At 69.8% G+C, this 20767-nt stretch carries 19 protein-coding genes; 16 read left to right on the top strand and 3 right to left on the bottom strand.

What is annotated here, in order from left to right:
- Positions 1-34: 34 nt before the first annotated feature.
- The 3 genes from BLA60_RS15590 (at position 35) to BLA60_RS43280 (ending at position 2776) form a co-directional block, all read left to right on the top strand.
- Positions 35-1174 carry an MFS transporter gene (locus BLA60_RS15590; RefSeq protein ID WP_075133585.1) on the top strand — a complete coding sequence of 380 codons (1140 nt, stop codon included), beginning with the start codon at positions 35-37 and terminating at the stop codon, positions 1172-1174.
- Complete coding sequence (locus tag BLA60_RS15585) at positions 1171-2316, top strand: GNAT family N-acetyltransferase (RefSeq protein ID WP_075133584.1); 1146 nt, start codon at positions 1171-1173, stop codon at positions 2314-2316. Before BLA60_RS15590 ends, BLA60_RS15585 begins: the two co-directional genes overlap by 4 nt.
- 64 nt (positions 2317-2380) lie before the next feature.
- Positions 2381-2776, top strand: a complete 396-nt coding sequence (locus BLA60_RS43280) for a hypothetical protein (protein WP_154814371.1) — start codon at positions 2381-2383, stop codon at positions 2774-2776.
- A 124-nt stretch (positions 2777-2900) separates the two neighbouring features.
- On the opposite strand, the gene BLA60_RS15580 is transcribed toward BLA60_RS43280, so the two are convergent.
- Complete coding sequence (locus BLA60_RS15580) at positions 2901-4565, bottom strand: hypothetical protein (protein WP_154814370.1); 1665 nt, start codon at positions 4563-4565, stop codon at positions 2901-2903.
- A 480-nt stretch (positions 4566-5045) separates the two neighbouring features.
- Here BLA60_RS15580 and BLA60_RS15575 point away from each other — a divergent pair, with 480 nt between their 5' ends.
- On the top strand, positions 5046-5486 hold the full coding sequence (locus BLA60_RS15575) for a YybH family protein (RefSeq protein ID WP_075133582.1): 441 nt from the start codon (positions 5046-5048) through the stop codon (positions 5484-5486).
- Positions 5487-5670: 184 nt separating this feature from the next.
- Here BLA60_RS15575 and BLA60_RS15570 read toward each other — a convergent pair whose 3' ends face one another.
- Positions 5671-6417 (bottom strand): IclR family transcriptional regulator, encoded by a 747-nt coding sequence (locus BLA60_RS15570; RefSeq protein WP_075133581.1) that lies wholly within the window; start codon positions 6415-6417, stop codon positions 5671-5673.
- A 23-nt stretch (positions 6418-6440) separates the two neighbouring features.
- Entirely contained in the window at positions 6441-8408 is a 1968-nt protein-coding gene (locus BLA60_RS15565) for an oxidoreductase (RefSeq protein ID WP_075133580.1), read from the bottom strand.
- Between the two features lie 156 nt (positions 8409-8564).
- Between BLA60_RS15565 and BLA60_RS15560 the strand changes: the two genes are divergently transcribed.
- The 12 genes from BLA60_RS15560 to BLA60_RS15505 are packed head-to-tail and all read left to right on the top strand — an operon-like array spanning position 8565 to position 20752.
- Complete coding sequence (locus tag BLA60_RS15560) at positions 8565-10232, top strand: ABC transporter substrate-binding protein (protein WP_075133579.1); 1668 nt, start codon at positions 8565-8567, stop codon at positions 10230-10232.
- Positions 10229-12232 (top strand): oxidoreductase, encoded by a 2004-nt coding sequence (locus BLA60_RS15555; RefSeq protein WP_075133578.1) that lies wholly within the window; start codon positions 10229-10231, stop codon positions 12230-12232. Before BLA60_RS15560 ends, BLA60_RS15555 begins: the two co-directional genes overlap by 4 nt.
- Positions 12233-12235: 3 nt before the next feature.
- Entirely contained in the window at positions 12236-12619 is a 384-nt protein-coding gene (locus BLA60_RS15550) for a carboxymuconolactone decarboxylase family protein (protein ID WP_075133577.1), read from the top strand.
- Positions 12616-13344: a DUF2848 family protein gene (locus tag BLA60_RS15545; RefSeq protein WP_075133576.1), complete on the top strand. Its 729-nt coding sequence runs from the start codon at positions 12616-12618 to the stop codon at positions 13342-13344. Before BLA60_RS15550 ends, BLA60_RS15545 begins: the two co-directional genes overlap by 4 nt.
- On the top strand, positions 13344-14126 hold the full coding sequence (locus tag BLA60_RS15540; protein WP_075133575.1) for a maleate cis-trans isomerase family protein: 783 nt from the start codon (positions 13344-13346) through the stop codon (positions 14124-14126). The genes BLA60_RS15545 and BLA60_RS15540 overlap by 1 nt, the downstream gene beginning before the upstream one ends.
- Positions 14119-14841 (top strand): SDR family NAD(P)-dependent oxidoreductase, encoded by a 723-nt coding sequence (locus BLA60_RS15535; protein WP_075133574.1) that lies wholly within the window; start codon positions 14119-14121, stop codon positions 14839-14841. The genes BLA60_RS15540 and BLA60_RS15535 overlap by 8 nt, the downstream gene beginning before the upstream one ends.
- On the top strand, positions 14838-15893 hold the full coding sequence (locus tag BLA60_RS15530; RefSeq protein ID WP_245812001.1) for an ABC transporter permease: 1056 nt from the start codon (positions 14838-14840) through the stop codon (positions 15891-15893). Before BLA60_RS15535 ends, BLA60_RS15530 begins: the two co-directional genes overlap by 4 nt.
- The gene (locus BLA60_RS15525; protein WP_084734969.1) at positions 15886-16725 is read left to right on the top strand and encodes an ABC transporter permease; all 840 of its coding nucleotides are present in this window, start codon (positions 15886-15888) and stop codon (positions 16723-16725) included. Before BLA60_RS15530 ends, BLA60_RS15525 begins: the two co-directional genes overlap by 8 nt.
- 1 nt (position 16726) lies before the next feature.
- The gene (locus BLA60_RS15520; protein ID WP_075133573.1) at positions 16727-17539 is read left to right on the top strand and encodes an ABC transporter ATP-binding protein; all 813 of its coding nucleotides are present in this window, start codon (positions 16727-16729) and stop codon (positions 17537-17539) included.
- Positions 17536-18546, top strand: coding sequence for an ABC transporter ATP-binding protein (locus tag BLA60_RS15515; RefSeq protein ID WP_211288737.1), 1011 nt, complete (start codon positions 17536-17538; stop codon positions 18544-18546). The genes BLA60_RS15520 and BLA60_RS15515 overlap by 4 nt, the downstream gene beginning before the upstream one ends.
- On the top strand, positions 18543-19337 hold the full coding sequence (locus tag BLA60_RS15510) for an alpha/beta fold hydrolase (protein ID WP_075133571.1): 795 nt from the start codon (positions 18543-18545) through the stop codon (positions 19335-19337). The genes BLA60_RS15515 and BLA60_RS15510 overlap by 4 nt, the downstream gene beginning before the upstream one ends.
- Positions 19334-20752, top strand: a complete 1419-nt coding sequence (locus BLA60_RS15505; RefSeq protein ID WP_075133570.1) for an MmgE/PrpD family protein — start codon at positions 19334-19336, stop codon at positions 20750-20752. Before BLA60_RS15510 ends, BLA60_RS15505 begins: the two co-directional genes overlap by 4 nt.
- Positions 20753-20767: the final 15 nt, after the last annotated feature.

The following is a 20767-nucleotide window of genomic DNA, read 5'->3' as shown; positions in this document are numbered from 1 at the left end:
CGACCGGCGGCTGTGGATCGCGTTGGGCGTGGGTATGGGGGTGTCGTCGGCCGGTGCGGTGCTCAACATGCTGGCGTTGCTCACCTACCTGTACGAGCGGACGGAGTCGCCCCTGCCGGTCGGGGCGGCCGTGGTGCTCAACTTCCTGCCGGTGGTGGTGTTCCTGCCGCTGATCACGTCGCGGCTGGGCACCTGGTCGCTGCGTGGGGTGACCGCCGGCACCGCGTTCCTCCAGGCGGTGATCGCGGGGATGATGGCGATCACCGCCGGGACGCAAGGGCCGTTGATCATCCTGTTCGCCTCGTCCGCGGCACTGGGGCTGCTCACCCAGGTGCTGTGGATCGCTGTGCTGAGCGCACTGCCCAAGCTGCTCAGCACGGGGAAACTCGGCCGGGGCAACGCGCTGCTGCAGACCAGCACACAGTCGGGTGCGGTGCTGGGTGCCTTCGGGCTCGTCATTCAGGGCAGCGCACCGGCCTGGACGCTGTTCCTGCTGGACGCCGGCACGTTCCTGGTGCAGGGCGTCCTGCTCATGGCGTTGTTGTCCAGAACGGACACGAACCGGGCCGACACGCAACCGGCAGCGGCTGCGGCGGAACCGGCGGCGGCCCGGGTCCGGCCTAGGTTGCGGGAGTTCGGGCTCGTCCTGCTGATGCCCTCCGGGTTCATCGCGATGAACGTGCTGAACGTGGCGATACCGCTGATCATCTACAGTCGACTGCACGAGGGACTACGCGAGTACGCCGCGACCGAGATGGCCTATCCGGTGGTCGCCATCCTGGCCGGCGCCCTGATCAGCCGTTACGCCAGAACCGCTCTGATACCCGCGATGCTGGTGGTGATCGCGGTCGGCTTGGTCGGCTTGGCGTTCACCACCGACATCGTCCTGCTGATCGTGGCGGTCGGCGCGATGGGCGGCAGCGTCATCGGTGCGAACGTCTCGACCCAGGTGCTGGCCCAGACCGCGATCCCGGCTGAGTCGCTGCCGAGAATCCAGACCAGCGCCTCGATCGTCGCCGCGGTACTCTCCGGCGTCGCCGTCCTGGCGTTGTCGACCGCTTTCGATCACGACGCGAGCGGGGTCGCCCTCGTCGGGGTCGCTGTCTGGTACCTGATGCTGGTGCCGGTGAGCGTCGCCGTGCGGCGGGCGTTCGACACGCGGGTGGCGTCGTGAGTGACGGCACCTCGGCCACGCGCGCCGGTATGCCGACGGCGGAGCTGGATCGCACTCGGTGGAACGAGATGGCGGCGGGCACCAGCTTCTACGTGAGCTGGCCGTGGCTGGCCGGTCTGGAACGTGCCGGGCTCGGACGCGGTCGGCTGGTCAGCACCCGCGACGGGGCGGCGGCGGCGCCGGTGTACGCGTTCGCGGCCGCGCCCGCGAACAGCCGGTACGACCTGGCAAGGTTCGCGGAGGGCACGGGCACGGATCCGGCTCTGTGGCGGCCGCAGTACCTGGTGGGTTCGATCGCGGGGTACGGCAACGGGCTGCTGGTCGATCCGCGACTCCACGGTGCCGCCCGGGACGCGGCGGTGGGCGAGTTGGCCAGGACGATCGACCGGGCGACCGCCGACCACCCCGCCGCGATCAGCTATCTTGACGCCGGTGAGGCCGCCCTGCTGCTCGGCGGTCTGCCGACCTGGCAGCCGGTGTTCGCCGATGTCGAGGTCGTCGTGCCGGTGCCGGCGAACGGGTTCGACGCCTGGCTGGCCGCGCTCCCCGGCTCCCGGCGCTCGGTCGTGCGCCGGGATCTGCGGGCCGTCGCTGGGAAGCTGGAGACGGTGGACGTTCGGGAGGCGCCGCCACGCACCGCGTCGCTGATCATGCAGGTCCAGCGGCACCATGGCGAACCAGCGGAGATCCCGGCGCTGGAACGCTTCCTGGCCCGGTGCGGGTGGATGGCCGAGACCGGAGTACCCATGCCGACGTTCGTGTCCGTCGACCCCGGCGGTGAGCCGGTCGCGGTGTCACTGGGCTGCGTCTGGGGCGAGCGGCTGTATGTCCGCGCGGTCGGTCTCGACTACGCGGCGATCGCCGATGGCTCGGACTACTTCCATGTTCTGGTCTACGAACCACTGAAGTACGCCATCGAGCACGGCCTGCGCGGCCTGCACCTCGGCATCGGCGGCCTGCGCACCAAACTGCTGCGCGGCGGGGTGGCCAACCCACTGTGGACGTTGCTGCGCCCACCGGCCGGGGTCGCAACCCACCACCTCACCACCATCGGTGACGACGCACTGCGCGCGCTCCGCACCGAGCTGGGCCGGCTCCTCGGCCCCACCGACGGCCAGGACTGGCGCGTCGGGCAGCTATGATCGTCGCCGAAACGAGAACGCCTGTCGTGGGCGCACCACATGCCACAAGGCCTGGTTGTACAGGATGAATATCAGCTACTATAACCCATATTCCGAAAGTGAAATCCATATCGTGGGTGAAGTCGTCGGCGATGTGTTTCATGCGATCGAACTCGCAAAGGGTTTGCGATCAGCAAGAGGATGCCCGACGGTAGATGTTGTGGTCGCAAGTGGTGAATCACTGTCGTATTCGACGGATGGTGTGCGCGTGCATTTGGGATGGACTGATGTGTCGGGAAGCTCATATCACTCTGTCGGCGAATTCTCGGGTCCCGAGGGGCTCGTTTTCGATCATTTCGGGTCCTGGAGTGAAGTTCCTTCAGAATGGTTGATTTCTTCGGGGGTGGCCAAGGTTTGTGTAGAGCGATTTGTAGAAACTGGCTCACCGATAACCGATAACGTCCGGTTCATTTTGGACTAGCCCTCCATCTTTCGTGCGACCAGTCCGCTGGAGGTGGCCTTTGTGCTACTGGCAGTAGTCCTCCCGCACGCCGCCACCTCGACGAAACCCGACCTCTGCGCCGCGGACGCGGCCATGGCCACGTTCACTTCCAGCGTCGGGTGGCCCGCATCCGGTCGCGCACCTTCGCCAGGGCGGTTCCGCCGACGGCCAACGAGACGCGAGCGAGCCCGGTGAGGACGGCACGCAGGGGTGAGCCTCCGGGCTGGTTCGGCAGGACGGCGAGCAATCTGGTCCTGAGGTCACCCGCGATCCGGGCGTACCGAGGATTCTCCTTGATCAGGGTGTTCCGATCGCCGATGCGGTGGCGATAGTCGCCGAGGACGGTCTTCTGAAACTTCTGGACCTCACCGAGAACCCTCGGGCCTTCCGGGGCCTTCCCGGCTTCCGCGAACTCCGCCGAGGACACCTGAAAACCTTTGAGTGCCCTGATCATGTGCGCCCGTGCCCACATGTGCCGCCACTGATCCTCGTGGAGTGCCGCCGCCTCGGATCGACGCTCGCCCCTGAGCACCTGCCTTTCCCCGGCGACCTCGACGGTCTGGGGTTGCTCCGGCAGCTCGCTCTGGACGAGTTGCTGGTAGCTGTCGGTGATGCTCAGGTCGCCGATCACCCTGTCGCGCCAGGGCATCACGACCTGCTGGACGAACTCGTGCACCGCGATGCCGTGCGCTCCTGGCTCCTCGCCCATCGCGATGAACCGCGCGGGTGCATGTCTGGTGAAGAACGTCTCGACGGTGTCGTTCTTCTGGTTCCTGGGTGTGCTCGCGTGCGCGTCCAGAATTGCTTCGAGCTCGGTCGCGATCTTCGTGAGGTGCCTGTAGTCGGTGAAGCCGCCGCCGTCGGCGAAGATCGGGTAGTCGACCATTCGCTCGATCGGAACGCCTTCCCTCGCTCGGAGCTCGTCCGCGGGACGGGCGTCGCCCCAGGCGCGCGGAGCAGGTCCGATGAGATCGGTGTACGTGCGTAATGATCCGGGAAGCGCGCTCTGTCGCAGTTGCTCCAGGGAGCGAGGGTTCCGGACGCCGATCTGGTTGGGGGCGAAGCGCTTGTCGACGTTGATGTCCGCCGTGCTTCCACCGGCGTCTCGCTCGGTGATCATGCCGCCCGAGATCTTGTTGACGACAACCTGGGGTGCCAGGAAGGACCGAATGAGCGGTTGGGCCGACTCTTTCTGCTTCTGGTACTTCGCCATCCACTTGAGCTGCCGGAGAGCCTGACCGAAGCTGAACCACATCACCGAATCGTCGGATCGTGTCCCTCCGGTGTGGATCTGTACGATCCCGTGCTCGTCCTGGCGGACGTCCTTGAATTTCGGGGTGGATCCGAGAGCCTCGTCCATCACGGCGACGTAGACGGGCACGTAGTACTCGCCCTCCACGATCACGGTGTCCTGCGTGTCGCGGTTGATGTGGCCCGCGCCCACCTCGTCCGTCACCACACTGGGCGACAGGTACTTCGCACCCGGGACGGCTCGTGCCGACCGCTCCGGATCGTGCCGGTCGACCGCCGCGAGTGCGGCGTTGACGGCCGCGTCGGAGTAGCCCTCGGACTGGTCGATCAGCTTCCTGGCCCGGTCGAGCAGGGTGGCGCGGACGGCGGGGGCGGTGTCCGCGATCAGGGCGGAGACCAACGGATCGACGTCCCCGCGCGCGGCAACGCGCGAGGCGAGCAGCGGGCGCAGGCGGTTCTCGAAGGTCGTGAAGCGCTGCTGCGCCAGGCCCCGCCCCGGTGCGGTGTCCGTGACCATCCTCGCCACCACCGCGTTGCCCGCCGTGCGCTGGAGAGCGAGCAGCCTGGCCTGCGCCGGAGGCACTGCGGTGGGTCGCGCGGTGTGGCGGTCCACCGCACTCGGCCGCCCCTGGGAACCACTCGCCCGCCCATGAATCACGTCACCCACCTCCGCGGGCCCGCCGACAGGACCAGCCTGATGGATTCCCGCCCGGCTGGGGAAGGTGTGTCCGGGCAAACCTGAGGGCACATCCGTTGCCTCGCGAGGCCCACGAGCACAGCACGTCGAGCCTGCGGCACCTGATCGACGCGCCACAGGCCAGACGTGGCTAGGGTCGGCGTCGCCGTCAGGCGGACGAACGGGCCCGGGCGGAGAACTGGACGCACGAGGAGTACCTCGCCGCTTGGGAATGTCAGCCCGGAGGGTGACATACCGAGGGCCTGTGTCGTCGTACGGGCGAGAAGCCACGATCGAGGTTCGACTGGAGGACGGGAAGCGATGCCAACCCAACACGAGGTGGACGACGTCAGGATCAGGCAGCAGGTCGACAAGATCGTCGAAGGAATCCGAACCAAGGATCTCGAGAGCCTGAAACAGCTTTACGCGACGGACGTCGTGTCCTTCGACATCGAACCGCCGCTACAGCACGTGGGGCTGGCGGCGAAGTCGAAGAACTGGGCGACCGCGTTCACGCTCTTCCAGGTTACGAACTATGAAGTTCGCGACCTGACGCTCACTGTGGGTGATGACGTGGCTTTCGGGCACTGCTTCGCCCGGCTCAGCGGAACGCTGAAGAACGGGACGGTCACGAACGGTATGTGGGTCCGGGTCACCTACTGTTTCCGCAAGATCGACGGGAACTGGTTGATCACGCACGACCAGGTCTCCGTACCGTTCGACCTGGCGAGCGGCAACGGAGTGACCGACCTCGAACCGTGACTGGTCAGGGGACCGGCGCCGTGGTCGTCCCTTGGGCGTGGGAACGGGCCAAGGGACGACCACCAGCGCCACGTCGCCGCGGCTGTCGACCGTCGCCTGCGGTGGGCCGCCGTCCGGCAGCGGATCTGGGCGGTCCTCAACCCCGGAGAAGCTCCGCCCGTGAACGGGCCTTGGGCAGTGGGGCTCAGTTGCCGCGGAGCAGGTCCGAGATGCGGTTCGCGGCCGCGACGGCCATCGGGCCGATGGTGACGCGGGCTGATTCGTCGAGGCGGGCCCTCGGGCCGCAGACGCTGAGACCGGCGAACGCCCGGGGGTTGCGCCCGATGATGGGAGCGGCGATCGCGGCGGCGTACGGGTCGCGTTCACCCGTGCTGTCGGTGTAGCCGCGGGTGCGGTCGGCGGCCAGGACGTCGATCAGCCCCGCCCGGTCGTGGAGGGTGCGGTCGGTCAGCGGGGTCAGCTCCACGAGCGACAGGTAGTGGTCAAGCTCCGCCTCGTTGAAGGTCATGAGGATCGCCCGCCCGGAAGCACCCGCGTACAACGGCGCCCGCCGGCCGACCTCGACCGTCATGCGTACGTCCTGCCTGCTCTCCACCTGCGCCACGTACACGCGCTGGTTGCCGATGGCGAACGTGAGCGTCACCGTCTCGCCGGTGGCGTCGCGGAGTTCCTCCATGACCGGCAGCGCGACCGAGCGGACGTCGACGGTGCCGAGCGCGGCGAGGCTCAGCTCGGTGATGCGGGGGCCGAGGCGGTACTTCCCGCGCTCGCCGGAGCGGGTGGTCATGCCGGAGCTGGTGAGCGCCTCGAGTACCCGGTGCACGGCACTCTTCGGCAACGCGAGACGCTGGGCCACGTCGGTGACGCCCAACTCGGGTTCGCCGTCGGTGAAGCACATCAGCACGGCGGTGACCCGGTCGACCGACTGCATGCTCGTCCCCTTCGGACTCTGGTTCACAGTTGCCCGCGCAGCCGGGCCGCGGCCTCGCGCACCGCGTCGGTGCGGGCCACGCTCAGGCCGGCCAGTCTGCCGTCGAACGCGGCTTCCAGCGCGGTGCGGGGAGTATATGCGTCGCCGACGACCACCCCCTCGGGCGGTTCGAGGTCGGTCCTGGCCACCGGGGGACGCACGAACACGACCGTGTCCACGGCCGCGATCCGCTGCTCCTGCCCGGACATCGGGTCCGCGCACACCAGGTCCTGGCCCGCCATCCGCTCGACGCGGCGCAGGACGATCGCGCTGAACCCACGGTTCCGCAGGCGGTCCAGCAGCGCGGGCCGCGAGTACACCGGCACCCGCCACGACAGTGCCGCCCGGTCGGTGACCAGCGTGACCCGTCTGCCCTCGGTGAGCAGCCGGTCGGCCAGCGCGAGCGCGGTCGTGGTCCCGTCCTCGTCGACGAGTACGACGTGGTCACCCGTCTTCTCCGGCGCGGATACCGCCTGCCGCAACGGGATCGCGGGAAACTCCGCCGGCGCCGAGGGCTCGGTGCCGCCGGTGGCGACCACGACATGGTCCCACCCGTCGGCGAGCAGCGCCGCGTCGGCGGTCGTGCCGAGCCGGATGTCCACGCCGGCGTCCCGGGTCGCGGCCGCCAGCTGGTCGATCATCAGCCCGAACCGGGCGCGCATCGGCAGCCGGGCCGCGAACCGCAACGCGCCACCCAGTTCCGGTGCCGCCTCCACGAGTGTCACCCGGTGGCCGACGGACGCGGCCGCGCACGCGGCTTCGAGCCCGGCGGGGCCACCGCCGACCACGAGCACGCGCAGGTGTGGACCGGACCGCGCCGCCGCGCGCAGTGCCGCCCACTCGCGTTCGAACCCGGCCTCCGGGTTGACCACGCAGCCGATCGGCAGCCCGAGTTCGAGCCTGCCCGCGCACCCCTGGTTGCAGGCGATGCACTCGCGCACCGGTTCGCCGTCCCGCGCGACCAGGTCCGGCGCCGCGATGTGCGGGCGGGCGAGCGCGACCAGGTCAGCGTCGCCGGCCGCGATCAGCTCGCGGGCGTTGTCGAGGTTGTCCACCCGGCCGACGGCGAGCACGGCAAGCGAGGGGAACGCCTTCTTGAACGCTCCAGGAAGGTGGCGGAACGGCATGGGCGGGAAGCTCATGTCCGCCATCTGCGTTGCCACGCTCGCGGTGGCGACGTAGGCGGAGTGGCTCACGTGCAGCAGGTCGATCCGGTGGTCGGCGACCAGCAGCTCGACCGCGGTCAGCATCGTGTCGAGGTCGAGGCCGCCGGGCAGGAACTCGTCGCCGCTGATCCGCACGATCAGCGGCAGGTCGGGGACGACGGCGACCACCGCGTCGAGCACCTCGCGCGCGAACCGCAGCCGGCCGGTGAGGCTGCCGCCGTAGCCGTCGGTTCGGTGGTTCGACGCGGGGGAGAGGAACTGCTGCGGCAGGTGCCCGTGGCCGAGGTGGACCTCGACCGCGTCCACCCCGGCGGCCTCGACGCGGACGGCGGCCGCGGCGAACGCGTCCACCACCTCCGCGATCTCCGCGGTGGTCATCTGGTGGGGCACGGCCGCGGTCGGTGACCACGGGATCGGCGACGCGCCCCACGGAGCGGTGAGCACGAGGTGGCTGCCTGCCTGACGGCCGACGTGGAGCAGTTGCGCGGCGAGCTTCGCGCCCTCGCCGTGCACGGTGGCCACGAGTTCGCCCAGTGACGCGATGATCCGGTCGTCGCCGGCCGAGACCGTGTTCGTGCGTCCGAGGCTCGTCGGGTGGACCCGCATACCCTCCGTGATGATGAGGCCGACGCCGCCCGCCGCGCGGGCCCGGTGATAGGCGAGATGCCGCGCCGAGAACCCGCCGTTGACCGCGAAATTCGTGGTGTGAGCAGGCATGACGACGCGATTGCGTAGTTCGAGCCTGCCCGCGTGGATCGGGTCGTGGAGATCACCGACTGTGGTCATGGCACCTCCTTGGCGTCGGCGGGAACAGGCTCGCCGCCGACGGTTACAGGGCTGTTGCGTTCGGATCGGGGGCTTGACAGTGCTCCCCAACGGGGCGTCAAATCTGGAACAACTTAATCATCATTTCCCGCTCAGCGGAACACCCTTGAGGATGCCATGATGCGTAACTTCCTTTTAGGACGGTCAGGCGGAGCTCCGCGGAGGGTCGGGCGGGCCACCAGGGCGGTCGCCGTCGCAGGCGCTCTCACCCTGGCCGTCAGCGCGTGCGGGGGCGAGTCAGGCGGCGGCGGTGGTGCCAGCGGGACGTCCCCGACCTTCACCTACGCGCTGACCGGCCTCCCCACCAGCCTCGACCCCGCCGACTACCAGGGCGATCCCTCCCGCAACATCGGCTTCGAGCTGGCCAGCTCACTGTTCCGCTGGGATACCGAGCAGCTGCCCAACCAGGGCTGTGACCAGCTCGCCAACGTCGACCAGCTGACCGGCCAGCTCGCCGAGTCCCATGAGCGCAGCGGTGACGGCAAGGTCATCACGGTCAAGCTGCGGGACGCCGTGAGCGCCGCGGGCAACAAGCTCACCTCGAACGACGTCAAGTGGACCTTCGACCGGCTGATCGCGCTCGAGGTCGGCACCCCGAACACCCTGATGCAGGACGTCGCGAACTACGCGGCTGATCCGATCAAGGTGGTCGACGACAAGACCTTCGAGATCCACCTCGACGCGGCGGGCGCCATGGACCTCGCCATCCTCACCTGGGCCCAGTTCCGCATCCTGGACAGCGCCGACGTCAAGAAGCACGTCACCGACGCGGACCCGTGGGGCAAGGAGTACCTGCTCAACCACTCCGCGACGTTCGGCCCGTGGACGCAGGAGCCCGCCGACTTCGTCTCCGGCGACCGTCTCACCCTGTCCGCCAACCCGAACTACAAGGGCGACCGCGGCGACGTCACCAAGCTGGTGTTCCTGTCGGTGCCGGACGCGTCCAGCCGCGCGCAGCTGGTGTCCACCGGCAACGCCAACTACGGCACCGGCCTGCAGTACGAGCAGTACGCGCAGCTGAAGGACACCCCAGGTGTCGACGTGCAGACCTGCGCGTCCGCCGACCGGATCCCGCTGGTGCTCAACGCGAACGACCCGCAGCTCGGCAAGCCCGACGTGCGCAAGGCGATCTCGCTCGCCATCGACCGGAAGTCCATTGTGGACGCGGTCTACCGCGGCTTCAACTCCCCGGCCACCGGCGGGCTGTCCCACGCGTACGGCATCGACAACGCCGCCGACGGTGAGTACGCACACGACGTCGCGCAGGCCAAGCAGCTGATGAGTGGTGCCGGCGTCGGGAACCTGTCGATCACGCTGCACATCTCCCCGAGCCGGCCGGGACCCGAGGCAGAGCAGATCGCGATCCTGCTGCAGAGCCAGCTCAAGGAGATCGGGATCGACGTGAAGATCCAGACCGTCGCGAGCGCCACCGAGATCAACACGATCTTCCACGACGGCACGTTCCAGGCGCTGCTGTACCTGGAGCCGCCCGCGGTCGCCGACCCGTACTACTCGATCTTCCTCTACAACTCGTCGTTCTCGAAGCTCAACACCTACGGCTACAAGAACCCCGAGCTGGACGACCTCGCCAAGCAGATCGGCGTGATGTCGCCGGGCGCCGACCGGGACGCGCTGGTGGCCGACGCCGGTGCGCAGATGGTGAACAACCCGCCGTTCATCTACCTGGTGGACCGCGACTTCGTGCACGCGGTGCGCGAGGGCTTCACCAACTACCAGCACGCCCCCAACGGGGAGATGTTCGTCCACACGCTGAAGCAGGGATGACGACGATAGTGACCGAATACCCGAACCTGTTCTCACCACAGAAGATCGGACCGAAGACCGCCAGGAACCGGGTCTGGATGACCGCGCACAGCACGCAGCTGGTGAAGGACCACAACTTCTCCGACGAGCACGTGCACTACTACGCGGAGCGGGCCCGCGGCGGGGTCGGCGTCATCACCATGGAGGCGATGGCCGTCCACCCGACGACCCAGCCGTACAAGGGGAAGATCTTCGCGTTCGACCCCGCCGTGGTGCCCAACTACAAGAAGCTGGCGGCCGCCGTGCACGAGCACGGGACGCTGCTGCTCGCCCAGCCGTGGCACCGCGGCCGGGAGACGGCGGGCACGGTCAACCGGTTGCCGGTGTGGGCGCCGTCGTCGGTGCCGTGCACGGTGTACCGGGAGATGCCGCACGTCCTCAGTACCGAGGAGATCGACGAGCTGATCCAGGGTTACGTGCTCGCCGCGCGGTACGCGGTCGAGGGTGAGCTGGACGGCGTCGAGGTGCACGGCCTGGCGCACGGGTACCTGCTCGGCCAGTTCCTGTCGCCCGCGACGAACCACCGGACCGACCAGTACGGTGGCAGCTTCGAGAACCGGCTGCGGCTGATCGTGGACATCATCGAGCGCACCCGCGCCGAGACCGGCCGGGACAAGATCGTCGGCGTCCGGATCAACGGCAGCGACGGCGACGTCCCTGGCGGACTGACCAACGCGGACTGGACCGAGATCGCCCGCGCGCTGGCCGACACCGGGCTGATCGACTACATCTCGGTCACGCAGGGCACCTACATCGAGCGCATGAACATCTACGGCGCCACCCCGAAACCGGCCGGGTTCCAGATCGAGGACACCGCCCGGATCAAGGCGGCGGTGCCCGAGCTGCCGGTCGTGGTGGCCGGCCGGATGAACACGCCCGAGCTGGCCGAGTCGGCGCTCGCCTCGGGCAAGGCGGACATGGTCGGCATGGCGCGGACCCTGATCGCGGACCCGGAGTGGCCGAACAAGGCCAGGGACGGCAGGGCGAACACGATCCGGCCGTGCGTCGGCGCGAACTGGTGCATGGCGTCGATCGTCAACTCGCCGCTCGCGTGCGTGCACAACCCGGCCGTGGCACGGGAGAAGCAGCTCGGCGTCGGCACGCTCACCGAGGCGGCCGAACCCAGGCGCGTCGCTGTCGTCGGCGGTGGACCGGCCGGGATGCGGGCGGCGCTGACGGCGTCGCAGCGCGGGCACCACGTCACCCTGTTCGAGCAGGAGTCCGAGCTGGGCGGTCAGGTGAGGCTGATCGGCCGGTCGGAGACCTACGCCGAGTGGCAGGGCATCACCGACTGGCTGATCGCGCGGCTCGATGAGTCCACGGTGGACGTCAAGCTGACGCACCGCGTCGAGGTCGGCGAGCTGGACTCCGGGTACGACGAGGTGATCATCGCGACCGGGTCCACCCCGCTCAGGCACGGGTGGAGTTCGCTGCACCCTGCCTCGTGGGGTGACGGGTCGATCGTGCCGGGCGCCGACCAGTGGAACGTGTACTCCGTCAACGAGGTGCTGTCCGGCAAGGCGGAGATCGGCCCGCGCGTCATGATCTTCGACGACACCGGCGCGCGGCAGCCCGTCGTGGCCGCCGAGTACCTGGCCGACCGCCGCCACGACGTCACCATCGTCACCCGGCTGCCGCAGGTCGCGCCGGACATGGAGGCCAGCCGTGACCTCCAGTCCACCTACCGCCGTGTGCGCGGCAAGGGCATCCGGTTCGTCACCGACCACGAGGTCGCCTCGATCGTCGAGGACTCGGTGGTGCTGAGCGACGTCTGGACCGGGGAGACCACCACGCACGAGAACGTGGACGCGGTCGTGCTCTCCACCGGCAACGCCGCGGACGACGCGTTGTTCCACGACCTCAAGGGAAAGACACCGGTGCGGGCGATCGGCGACTGCGTGTCGCCGCGCCGCATCTTCAACGCCATCTGGGAAGGCGAACTCGCCGGACGGGAGATCTGAGAAGTGACCAGCACGGAGCTCACAGCCGAGGAGATCATCGAGCAGGCCAAGGCCCGGCGCGGCGGCAGGCTCCTGCCGGTGCACGAGCTGATGGCCGAGGTCGACCCGCAGATCCTGCGGCGCTACGACCAGCTGACCGCGGAGATCCTGTTTCCCGAGGAGCCCAAGGCGCTCGACCACAAGACGCACTACCTCGTGCTCGTGGGCGTCACCACCGCGGTGAAGGGCGACCCGGACGGGATCATCTGGTCGGCCAAGCGCGCCATGCAGCACGGTGCGAGCCGCCGCGAGGTCCTCGAAGCGGTCCTCATGTCGGGGCTGCCGGGTGGCATGCCCACGATCGAGGAGGCCACGCACGCGCTCAAGAAGGTGTTCGACGAGTCGTGACCACCTTCTCCCTGCTCGTTGCCGAACAGTCCGGAGTGGACACCCAGCTCGCGGTGACACCGGCGCGCGTGTACAACCTGGGCTCGGCCACCGTCGACGCGTCGTCGGCGGTGGCCCACCAGGAGGAGGTCGCGGACGTCGGCGTGCGGATCGCGTTCGACATCCCGGCGCCGCGGATCTACCCGATGGCCGTCAGCTCGATCACCACCGACGTCGCGATCGGCGTGCACAGCGCGACCACGTCGGGTGAGGCCGAGATCGTGCTCGTCGTGCAGGACGGCGAGCTGTTCGTCGGCGTCGGGTCCGACCACACGGACCGGGAGCTGGAGCGGACGAGCATCATCTGGTCCAAGCAGTACAGTCCGAGCGCGCTCGGTACGCGGGTGTGGCGGTGGGCCGACATCGAGGCTCGGTGGGGGACCCTGCTGCTGGAGTCCACGGTGGACGGTGAGCTGTACCAGAGCTCGCTCGCGTCGGTCTTCCTCGCTCCACCGAAGATCCTGGCGATCCTCGCCGAGCGGGTCACGTCGCTGCCGGACTCCTACCTCGTCTACTGCGGCACGTACACCAGCATCGCCAAGAAGATCCGCTTCGGTGACCGGTGGACGGCGACGCTGCGGGACCCGGACGCGGGCGACCGCATCGACGTCGCCTACGACGTGGTGAACCTGCTCGACGAGATCGAGCCGGGCTACCGGGTGCCGCTGCGGCCGGAGGTGGGCTGATGTACGGCAGGAGGGCGCGGCTCGGCGTGATCGTCCCGTCGACGAACACGACCGTCGAGCCGGAGTTCGCCGCCTACCTGCCGAGGGATGTGGCGGTCTTCGCGACGCGGGTGCTCGTCGCGGAGGTCGCCACGGAGGCGGAGAAGGCGGCGAGCCTGCTCGCCATGCACGACGGCATGGACCGCGCGGTGACCGAACTGGCCAGCGCCGGCGTCGACGCCATCGCCTACGCGTGCACGTCGGGCAGCTTCCTCGCGGGCCGGGACTCCGACCAGGTCATGTGCGCGGAGCTGACCCGGCGGCACGGCGTCCCGATCGTGACCACCAGCAGCGCGCTGGTGGCGGCCCTCCACGCGCTGTCGGCGTCCGCGCTCGCGGTGGTCACGCCGTACGTCACGCCGGTCGCGGACGGCGCGGCCGCGTACCTGACCGAGGCGGGTTTCCGGGTGGCGGCCCGCAACGACCTGCACATCCTGTCCAACCTGGACAAGGGGCGCCTCGAACCGGCGGCGTCCTACCGCGCCGCCACCGACCTGGACACCGCCGCCGACGCCGTCGTGGTCAGTTGCACGAACTGGCGCACCCTCGACTCGCTCGCCGCGATCGAGGCGGAGACCGGCACGCCCGCCATCAGCAGCAACCTGGCGACCCTGTGGGCGCTGCTGCGGCTGGCCGGGATCGACGACCGACTGAGCCCGGACGTGGCGCTGATGTCCCGGCCGCTGCCGGCTTCCGCACGCGCGGAGTGGACCACCACCACACAAGGAGCACACCATGGCTGAACGTGACGGGCCGCCGGTCGCGCTCGTGACCGGCGCGACCGGCGGCATCGGCCGCGTCATCTGCGCCGACCTCGCCACACACGGCTACACGGTCGTCGCGGCCGACCTGAGCGGCGCCCCGGCCCCCGGCGCCGCGCACGCGGTCGAGCTGGACCTGCGCGACCGGACGTCGTGCCGTGCCGCGGTCGCGGCCACCGTGGACCGGTTCGGCGGCCTCGATCTCCTGGTCAACAACGCGGGCATCAACGCGCGCGGCAGGACCGAGGAGATGCCGGAGGAGATCTGGCACGCGGTCGCCGAGGTCAACCTGAGCGGCACGTTCCGGATGTGCCAGGCCGCGTACGCACCGCTGGCGGCACACGGCGGCGCGATCGTGAACCTCGCGTCGACCGGCGGCATCGTCGCGATCGCGGGCTCGGCCATGTACGGCATCACCAAGGCCGCGATCATCCACCTCACGAAGACCCTCGCGCTGGAGTGGGCGGGCGCGGGCATCCGGGTCAACGCGGTCGCGCCGACCATCGTGCCCTCGCCGATGACCGAGGACGTGCTCGACAACGCGGAGTACATGACCGCGAAGCTCTCCACCATCCCGCTCGGCCGGATCGCCGACGCGCAGGAGGTCGCCGACGCGGTGCGGTGGCTCGCGTCGGCCGGGTCGGCGATGGTCACCGGCCAGACCGTCGCGGTCGACGGTGGGGTGAGTGTGCTGTGACGACACTGGTGGCCCCCGAGGCACGGCGGTCGTGGGCGAAGCGGCACCCCGCGCTGCGGTACGCGCTCGTCCGGGTCGCGATCGTGCCGATCTCGCTGTTCGTGCTGGGCAGCGTCTCGTTCGTGCTGGTGTTCTTCATCCCCGGCAACCCGGCGGTCACCATCCTCGGCGACTTCGCCACCCCGGAACAGGTCGCCCGCGTCAACGCCCAGCTCGGGCTCGACCAGCCGCTGTGGGACCGCTACCTGACCTACTGGAGCCACCTCCTGCAGGGCGACCTCGGCACCTCCTTCTTCACCAACGAACCGGTGCTGTCCGACATCGGCAAGTTCCTGCCCAACACCATCGAGTTGATCCTGCTGTCGCTGCTCATCGCGGTCGGGCTCGGCCTGCTGATCGGCGTCACCGGCGCCTACTTCGCACGCCGCTGGCCGGACCGCCTGCTCGGCGGCGTCACCTCGGCGTTGCAGTCGGTGCCGGACTTCTTCCTCGCGCTCGTCGGCATCTACGTGTTCTTCTTCCTGCTCGGCTGGGCGCCCGCCCCGATCGGGCGGCTACCGATCGACGCGGGCACCGACCACCCGCCGTTCCTCATCTTCGGCAGCCTGTTCCGCGGCGACTTCTCCACGTTCGGTGCCGCGCTGGGCCACGCCGCCCTGCCCGTGCTCGCGCTCGGGCTCGTCTACTCCGCGTACTTCGCGAAGACCGCGCGCGGCAGCATGGGCACCGCGCTGACCACCCCGCAGGTCGAGTTCGCGCGGGCGTGCGGGCTGCGTGAACGCACCGTCGTGCGGTACGCGTTCCTCGCCTCGCGCACCACGGTCATCACCTACATCGCGATCCTGTTCGGTTCGCTGCTCGGCGGCGCATCCATTGTGGAGCGGGTGTTCAACTGGCGCGGCATGGGCCAGTGGGCCCTTGAAGGCGTGCTGAAGGTGGATGTGCCGGTCATCCAGGGCTTCGTGATCACCGCGGGCCTGATGACCCTGACCCTGTTCCTGCTGCTGGACCTGGTGGTCCTGGCCCTGGACCCGAGGGTGAGCTATGAGTGAGACCCTGACCACCCGCCGGGCGTCGCTGCGGCTGTTCGTGCGGGCCAACCCGGGGATCGCCGTCGGCGGCGGGATGCTGGCGCTGATGCTGCTGGCCGCGTTCTTCGCGCCGCTGCCGTACGGGCCGACCACCCCGGACCCGGCCAGCGTGCTGCAGGAGCCGTCCGGCACGCACATCTTCGGCACCGACGCCAACGGGTTCGACGTGTTCTCCCGGGTGATCGCGGCCGGACAGCGCGACCTGCCGCTCGCGTTGATCGGCACCCTCGCGTCGCTGATCCTCGGCCTGCTCATCGGGCTGCCGCTGTCGACGAAGAGCCCGTGGAGCGAGCGGCTGATGCGTGCGCTCGACGCGTTCCAGTCGTTCCCGCTGATCGTCCTTTCGGTGACCATCGTGTCGCTGACCGGCAACAACATCCAGAACATCGTCTACGCCATCGTGATCATCAACGGACCGAGGTTCATCCGCCTGATCCGCGGCGAGGCACTGTCCATCCGGGACGGCCGGTTCATCGAGGCCGCGATCGCCACCGGCGCACGGCCACGCCGGATCGTGTTCCGGCACGTGATGCCCAACGTGGTCGACGTGTGCCTCGTGCAGTGCTCGCTCACCGCGGCCAACGCGGTGATCGTGATCGCGGCGCTGAACTTCCTCGGTGTCGGCGTCTCGCCGCCCGACCCGACGTGGGGGTCGATGGTGCAGGTCGGTGCGCAGGGCATCTCGACCGGGCAGTGGTGGGTCGCGATCTGGCCCGGCGTGGCGATCTTCATCGCCATCGCGAGCCTCAACATCCTCGCGAACGGCATCCAGCGACGCGTGGAGGGGAGCTGACATGCTGACCGTCTCGGGACTCACCACCGAGTTCCGCACCCGCGTGAGCGGGGTGCGGGCCATCGAGGACATCTCGTTCGACGTGCCGCAGGGCGTCGCCGTCGGGCTGGTCGGCGAGACCGGCTCCGGCAAGTCCGTGACCATCAGGTCCATCCTCGGCCTGCTGCCCGCGACCGGCAAGGTCATCGGGGGCAGCGCCGAGTTCGACGGCGTTGACCTGATCAGGGCGAACCGGTCACAGCTGCGGAGCATCCGCGGCAGGCGGATCGGGTTCGTCGCGCAGAACCCGTTCGGCTCGCTCAACCCGATCCTGTCCATCGAGAAGCAGTTCGCGAACGTCATCCGCGCGCACCGCACGATGAGCAAGGCCGACGTGCGCGCGGTCGCGTTGGAGCGCCTCGAGTCCGTGCAGGTACGCGGGCCGGAGCGGGTGCTGCGCGGGTACGCCCACGAGCTGTCCGGCGGCATGGCGCAGCGGGTGGTGATCGCGCTCGCGATGCTGCACGACCCGCCGCTGGTGATCGCCGACGAGCCGACCACGGCGCTGGACGTCACCGTGCAGCGCCAGATCCTCGACCTGATCGACGGGCAGATCTCGGCCGGCAACCGGTCGCTGCTGCTCGTCACCCACGACCTCGGGGTGGTCGCGCAGTACTGCCAGCGGGTCGTCGTGATGAAGTCGGGGAGCGTGGTGGAGACCGGTGCGGTCGCCGACGTGTTCGGCGACCCGCGACACCCGTACACCAAGCAGTTGCTGGCCGCGGTGCCGCCCGCGCCGTGGTCGCGGGCCGCGAAGGAGGTGACGGGCGCGTGAGCGAGCGTGCGAGCGAACCATCGGTGCCGAGTCTCATGGAGCTGACCGACATCCGGCAGGTCTTCCGCCGTGGTGGCAAGGAGGTCCACGCGGTCAACGGCGTCTCGCTGTCGGTCGGCGCGGGCGAGACGGTCGCCGTGATCGGCGAGAGCGGATCCGGCAAGTCGACGCTGGGCCGGATCGCACTCGGCCTGATCACCCCGTCGGCGGGCACCGTGACGTTCGACGGGACCGCGCTCGGGTCGCTGTCGAAGGCGGCGCTGCGGGGCATCCGCTCGCGCATGCAGGTGGTGTTCCAGGAGCCGTACGAGTCGCTGAACCCGCGCATCCGGGTCGGGGACATCGTCGAGGAGCCACTGATCATCCACCGGCCGGGGATGTCGAAGGCGGAACGCCGCACGAAGGTGATGGCGATGCTCGAACGGGTCGGGCTCAGCCCCGAGCACGCCGAGCGGTACCCGCGCAACCTGTCCGGCGGGCAGCAGCAGCGGATCGGCATCGCGCGAGCCGTCATCACCGAGCCGGAACTGGTGGTGCTGGACGAACCGACGTCGTCGCTGGACGTCTCGGTGCGGGCGCGCGTGCTCGACCTGTTGCGGGACCTGCAACGCGAGCACGGCAACTCCTACATCTTCATCTCGCACGACCTCGCCACCGTCGGGCTGATCAGCGACCGGGTCGCGGTGATGTATCTCGGACAGATCGTGGAGCAGGGCCCGACAGCGGAGGTGCTCGGCAACCCGAAACACCCGTACACCAGGGCGTTGCTGTCGGCGACGCTGTCCACGGTGGTGGGGGAGAAGCGCGAGCACGTGCCGCTGCGCGGTGAGATCCCGAACCCGTCGTCGGCCCCGGTCGCGTGCGTCCTGAGCGGACGCTGCCCGATCGAGATCGACGAGTGCTCGACGGGACCGGTCGCCCCGCGGCGGGTCGCCGACCGGCACGACGTGGCGTGCCTGCGGGTGGACCGGGTCGACGACCTCATCGCCGTCGGGGAACCGGAGTGAACGCGGGTTACCTGCGTGCCCCGTGGGGCCTTCTCCACTACCGCACCGCCTCCGTCGGCGCGGACCTGCCGTTGCTGGTCATGTTCCACCAGAGCCCGCTGTCGTCGTGGCGCTACCGCCGCGTGCTCGACCGGCTGGCCGCGTTCTGTGTCCCGGTCGCCGTGGACACGCCGGGGTACGGGCAGTCCGAGGCCGGGAACGGCGAGTGGACCGTCGACCGGTACGCCGAGGTGGCGTGGCTGGTGGCGGACGCGTTCGGCGCGGACCGGCCGTGGTTGTTCGGGCGGGCCACGGGCGCGGTGTTCGCGTTGCACGCCGCGGCGCGGGATCCCGGCCGGGCCGCCGGTGTTGTCCTGCATGGCGTCCCGGTCTACACGCCGGAGGAGAAGGCGCAGCGGCTGGCGGACTTCGCGCCGCCCTACGAGCGCACGCCCGACGGCGGGCACCTCGACCGGATCTGGCGCCGGGTGACGGGCGAGTACCCGTGGGCCGGGCCGGACCTGGTCACCGAACTGGTGCGGGACTACCTGCACGCGGGCCCCGACTTCGCCGCGTCGTACCGGGCGATCTGGCGGCACGACCTGCACGCGTCGGCCGCGAAGGCAGGTCCGGTCGACCTGCTGCTCGCGGGTGACGCGGACCGGATCGGGTACATGCACGAACGGGCGGTCGCCGCCATCGAACACAGGGCAGCCGTCGTGCTGCCGAACGCCACGGACTTCGTGGCGGAACAGGACCCGGCGGCGTTCAGCGACGCACTCGCCACGGTGATGACGGGAAAGGGCCGATGACAGACCTGACTGCCGACGTGACGCTGAGCGGCCACCTCGCGCGCTTCGCCGACACCACCCGGCGCGAGCCGCTGCCGGACGACGTGGCCGCGAGCGTGCGCGACCGGATCCTCGACGTGCTCGGCCTGTGCCTCGGCGGACGGGGACTCGACACGAGCGCCGCCGCGCTCGCGTACGTGCGGGAACAGGGCGGTGCCGGGCAGGCACACGTGATCGGGGACGCCGACCTGGTGCCGGCGGCGCTCGCTGCCCTGGCCAACGGGGTGCTCGCGCACTCGCTGGACTACGACGACACGCACCTGCCGTCGGTGCTGCACCCGAGCGCGTCGGTGATCCCCGCCGCGCTCGCCGCCGCCGAGGCCGCGAACGCCGACGGGGACGCGTTGCTCGCCGCGGTCGCGGCCGGGCTGGAGGTGTGCGTACGTCTCGGTATGGCGGGCTATGACCGGGAGGCAGGGAACTCCACGTTCTTCGAGCACGGCCAGCACGCCACGTCGATCTGCGGTGCCATCGGCGGCGCGGTCGCCGCGGCCATGCTGCTCGGCCTGGACAGCGACGGCATCGCGCACGCGATCGGGGTGTCCGCGTCGATGGCCGCCGGGCTGCTGGAGGCCAACCGCACCGGCGGCACGGTGAAACGCCTGCACTGCGGGTGGGCCGCGCACGCCGCCGTGAGCGCGGCACAGCTGGTGCGGCACGGGTTCACCGGTCCGCCGACCGTGCTCGAAGGCCGGTTCGGGTTCTTCGAGGCGTTCCTGCGCGGCGAGTTCGACCCGGCCGAGATCACCGACGGGCTCGGTTCGCGGTGGGCCGTGCCGGGCATCTTCTTCAAGCCCTACCCGGCGAACCACTTCACCCACACCATCGTCGACGCGGGGCGCGCACTGCGCGAGCAGGGCGTCGACCCGGCGGGGATCGTGTCGCTGACCATCGGCGTACCGGCCGCCGTCGTACGCACGGTCGGCGAACCTCCCGAACGCAAACAAGCGCCGCGAACCCAGTACGAGGCACAGTTCAGCGGCCCGTACGCGGCGGTCGTCGGGTTGCTCGGCGGTGCCGGACTGGGTGCCTCGTACGCGGACTACGACGTGGCGCTGCTCGACGACCCGGCCCGCGTCCGGCTGATGGCGTGCGCGGACGTGGTCGCCGACGACGAGTGCACGGCGATCTTCCCGTACCAGTTCCCGTGCGTGCTGACCGCGCGGACGTCCGACGGGCGCGAGTGGACGGCGAAGGTACTCGTCAACCGAGGCGGCCCCGACCACCCGCTCACCACCGACGAACTACGCACGAAGTTCCGCGACAACGTGGCCGGGGTACTGACCGACGACGCGGCCACCGCGGTGGAGAAGTCCGTGACAGGACTGGGCAGCGGGACCGGGCCGGGCGACCTGCTCACCAGCGCGGCGACCTGAGGGATCGGTCGGGGC

It is taken from the genome of Actinophytocola xinjiangensis, from assembly GCF_001921215.1.
Classification (GTDB): domain Bacteria; phylum Actinomycetota; class Actinomycetes; order Mycobacteriales; family Pseudonocardiaceae; genus Actinophytocola; species Actinophytocola xinjiangensis.
The sequence above is the reverse complement of the archived record's forward strand: the minus strand, read 5'-3'. Positions and strand labels throughout refer to the sequence as shown.

Excerpts from the sequence above, each read along its gene's own strand:
- BLA60_RS15565 (WP_075133580.1), bottom strand. The coding sequence starts at position 8,408 with ATGACCACAGTCGGTGATCTCCACGACCCGATCCACGCGGGCAGGCTC.
- BLA60_RS15555 (WP_075133578.1), top strand. The coding sequence starts at position 10,229 with ATGACGACGATAGTGACCGAATACCCGAACCTGTTCTCACCACAGAAG.
- BLA60_RS15590 (WP_075133585.1), top strand. The coding sequence starts at position 35 with ATGGGGGTGTCGTCGGCCGGTGCGGTGCTCAACATGCTGGCGTTGCTC.
- BLA60_RS15580 (WP_154814370.1), bottom strand. The coding sequence starts at position 4,565 with ATGGTCACGGACACCGCACCGGGGCGGGGCCTGGCGCAGCAGCGCTTC.
- BLA60_RS15525 (WP_084734969.1), top strand. The coding sequence starts at position 15,886 with ATGAGTGAGACCCTGACCACCCGCCGGGCGTCGCTGCGGCTGTTCGTG.
- BLA60_RS15535 (WP_075133574.1), top strand. The coding sequence starts at position 14,119 with ATGGCTGAACGTGACGGGCCGCCGGTCGCGCTCGTGACCGGCGCGACC.
- BLA60_RS15570 (WP_075133581.1), bottom strand. The coding sequence starts at position 6,417 with ATGCAGTCGGTCGACCGGGTCACCGCCGTGCTGATGTGCTTCACCGAC.
- BLA60_RS15505 (WP_075133570.1), top strand. The coding sequence starts at position 19,334 with ATGACAGACCTGACTGCCGACGTGACGCTGAGCGGCCACCTCGCGCGC.
- BLA60_RS43280 (WP_154814371.1), top strand. The coding sequence starts at position 2,381 with ATGAATATCAGCTACTATAACCCATATTCCGAAAGTGAAATCCATATC.
- BLA60_RS15520 (WP_075133573.1), top strand. The coding sequence starts at position 16,727 with ATGCTGACCGTCTCGGGACTCACCACCGAGTTCCGCACCCGCGTGAGC.
- BLA60_RS15575 (WP_075133582.1), top strand. The coding sequence starts at position 5,046 with ATGCCAACCCAACACGAGGTGGACGACGTCAGGATCAGGCAGCAGGTC.
- BLA60_RS15560 (WP_075133579.1), top strand. The coding sequence starts at position 8,565 with ATGATGCGTAACTTCCTTTTAGGACGGTCAGGCGGAGCTCCGCGGAGG.
- BLA60_RS15540 (WP_075133575.1), top strand. The coding sequence starts at position 13,344 with ATGTACGGCAGGAGGGCGCGGCTCGGCGTGATCGTCCCGTCGACGAAC.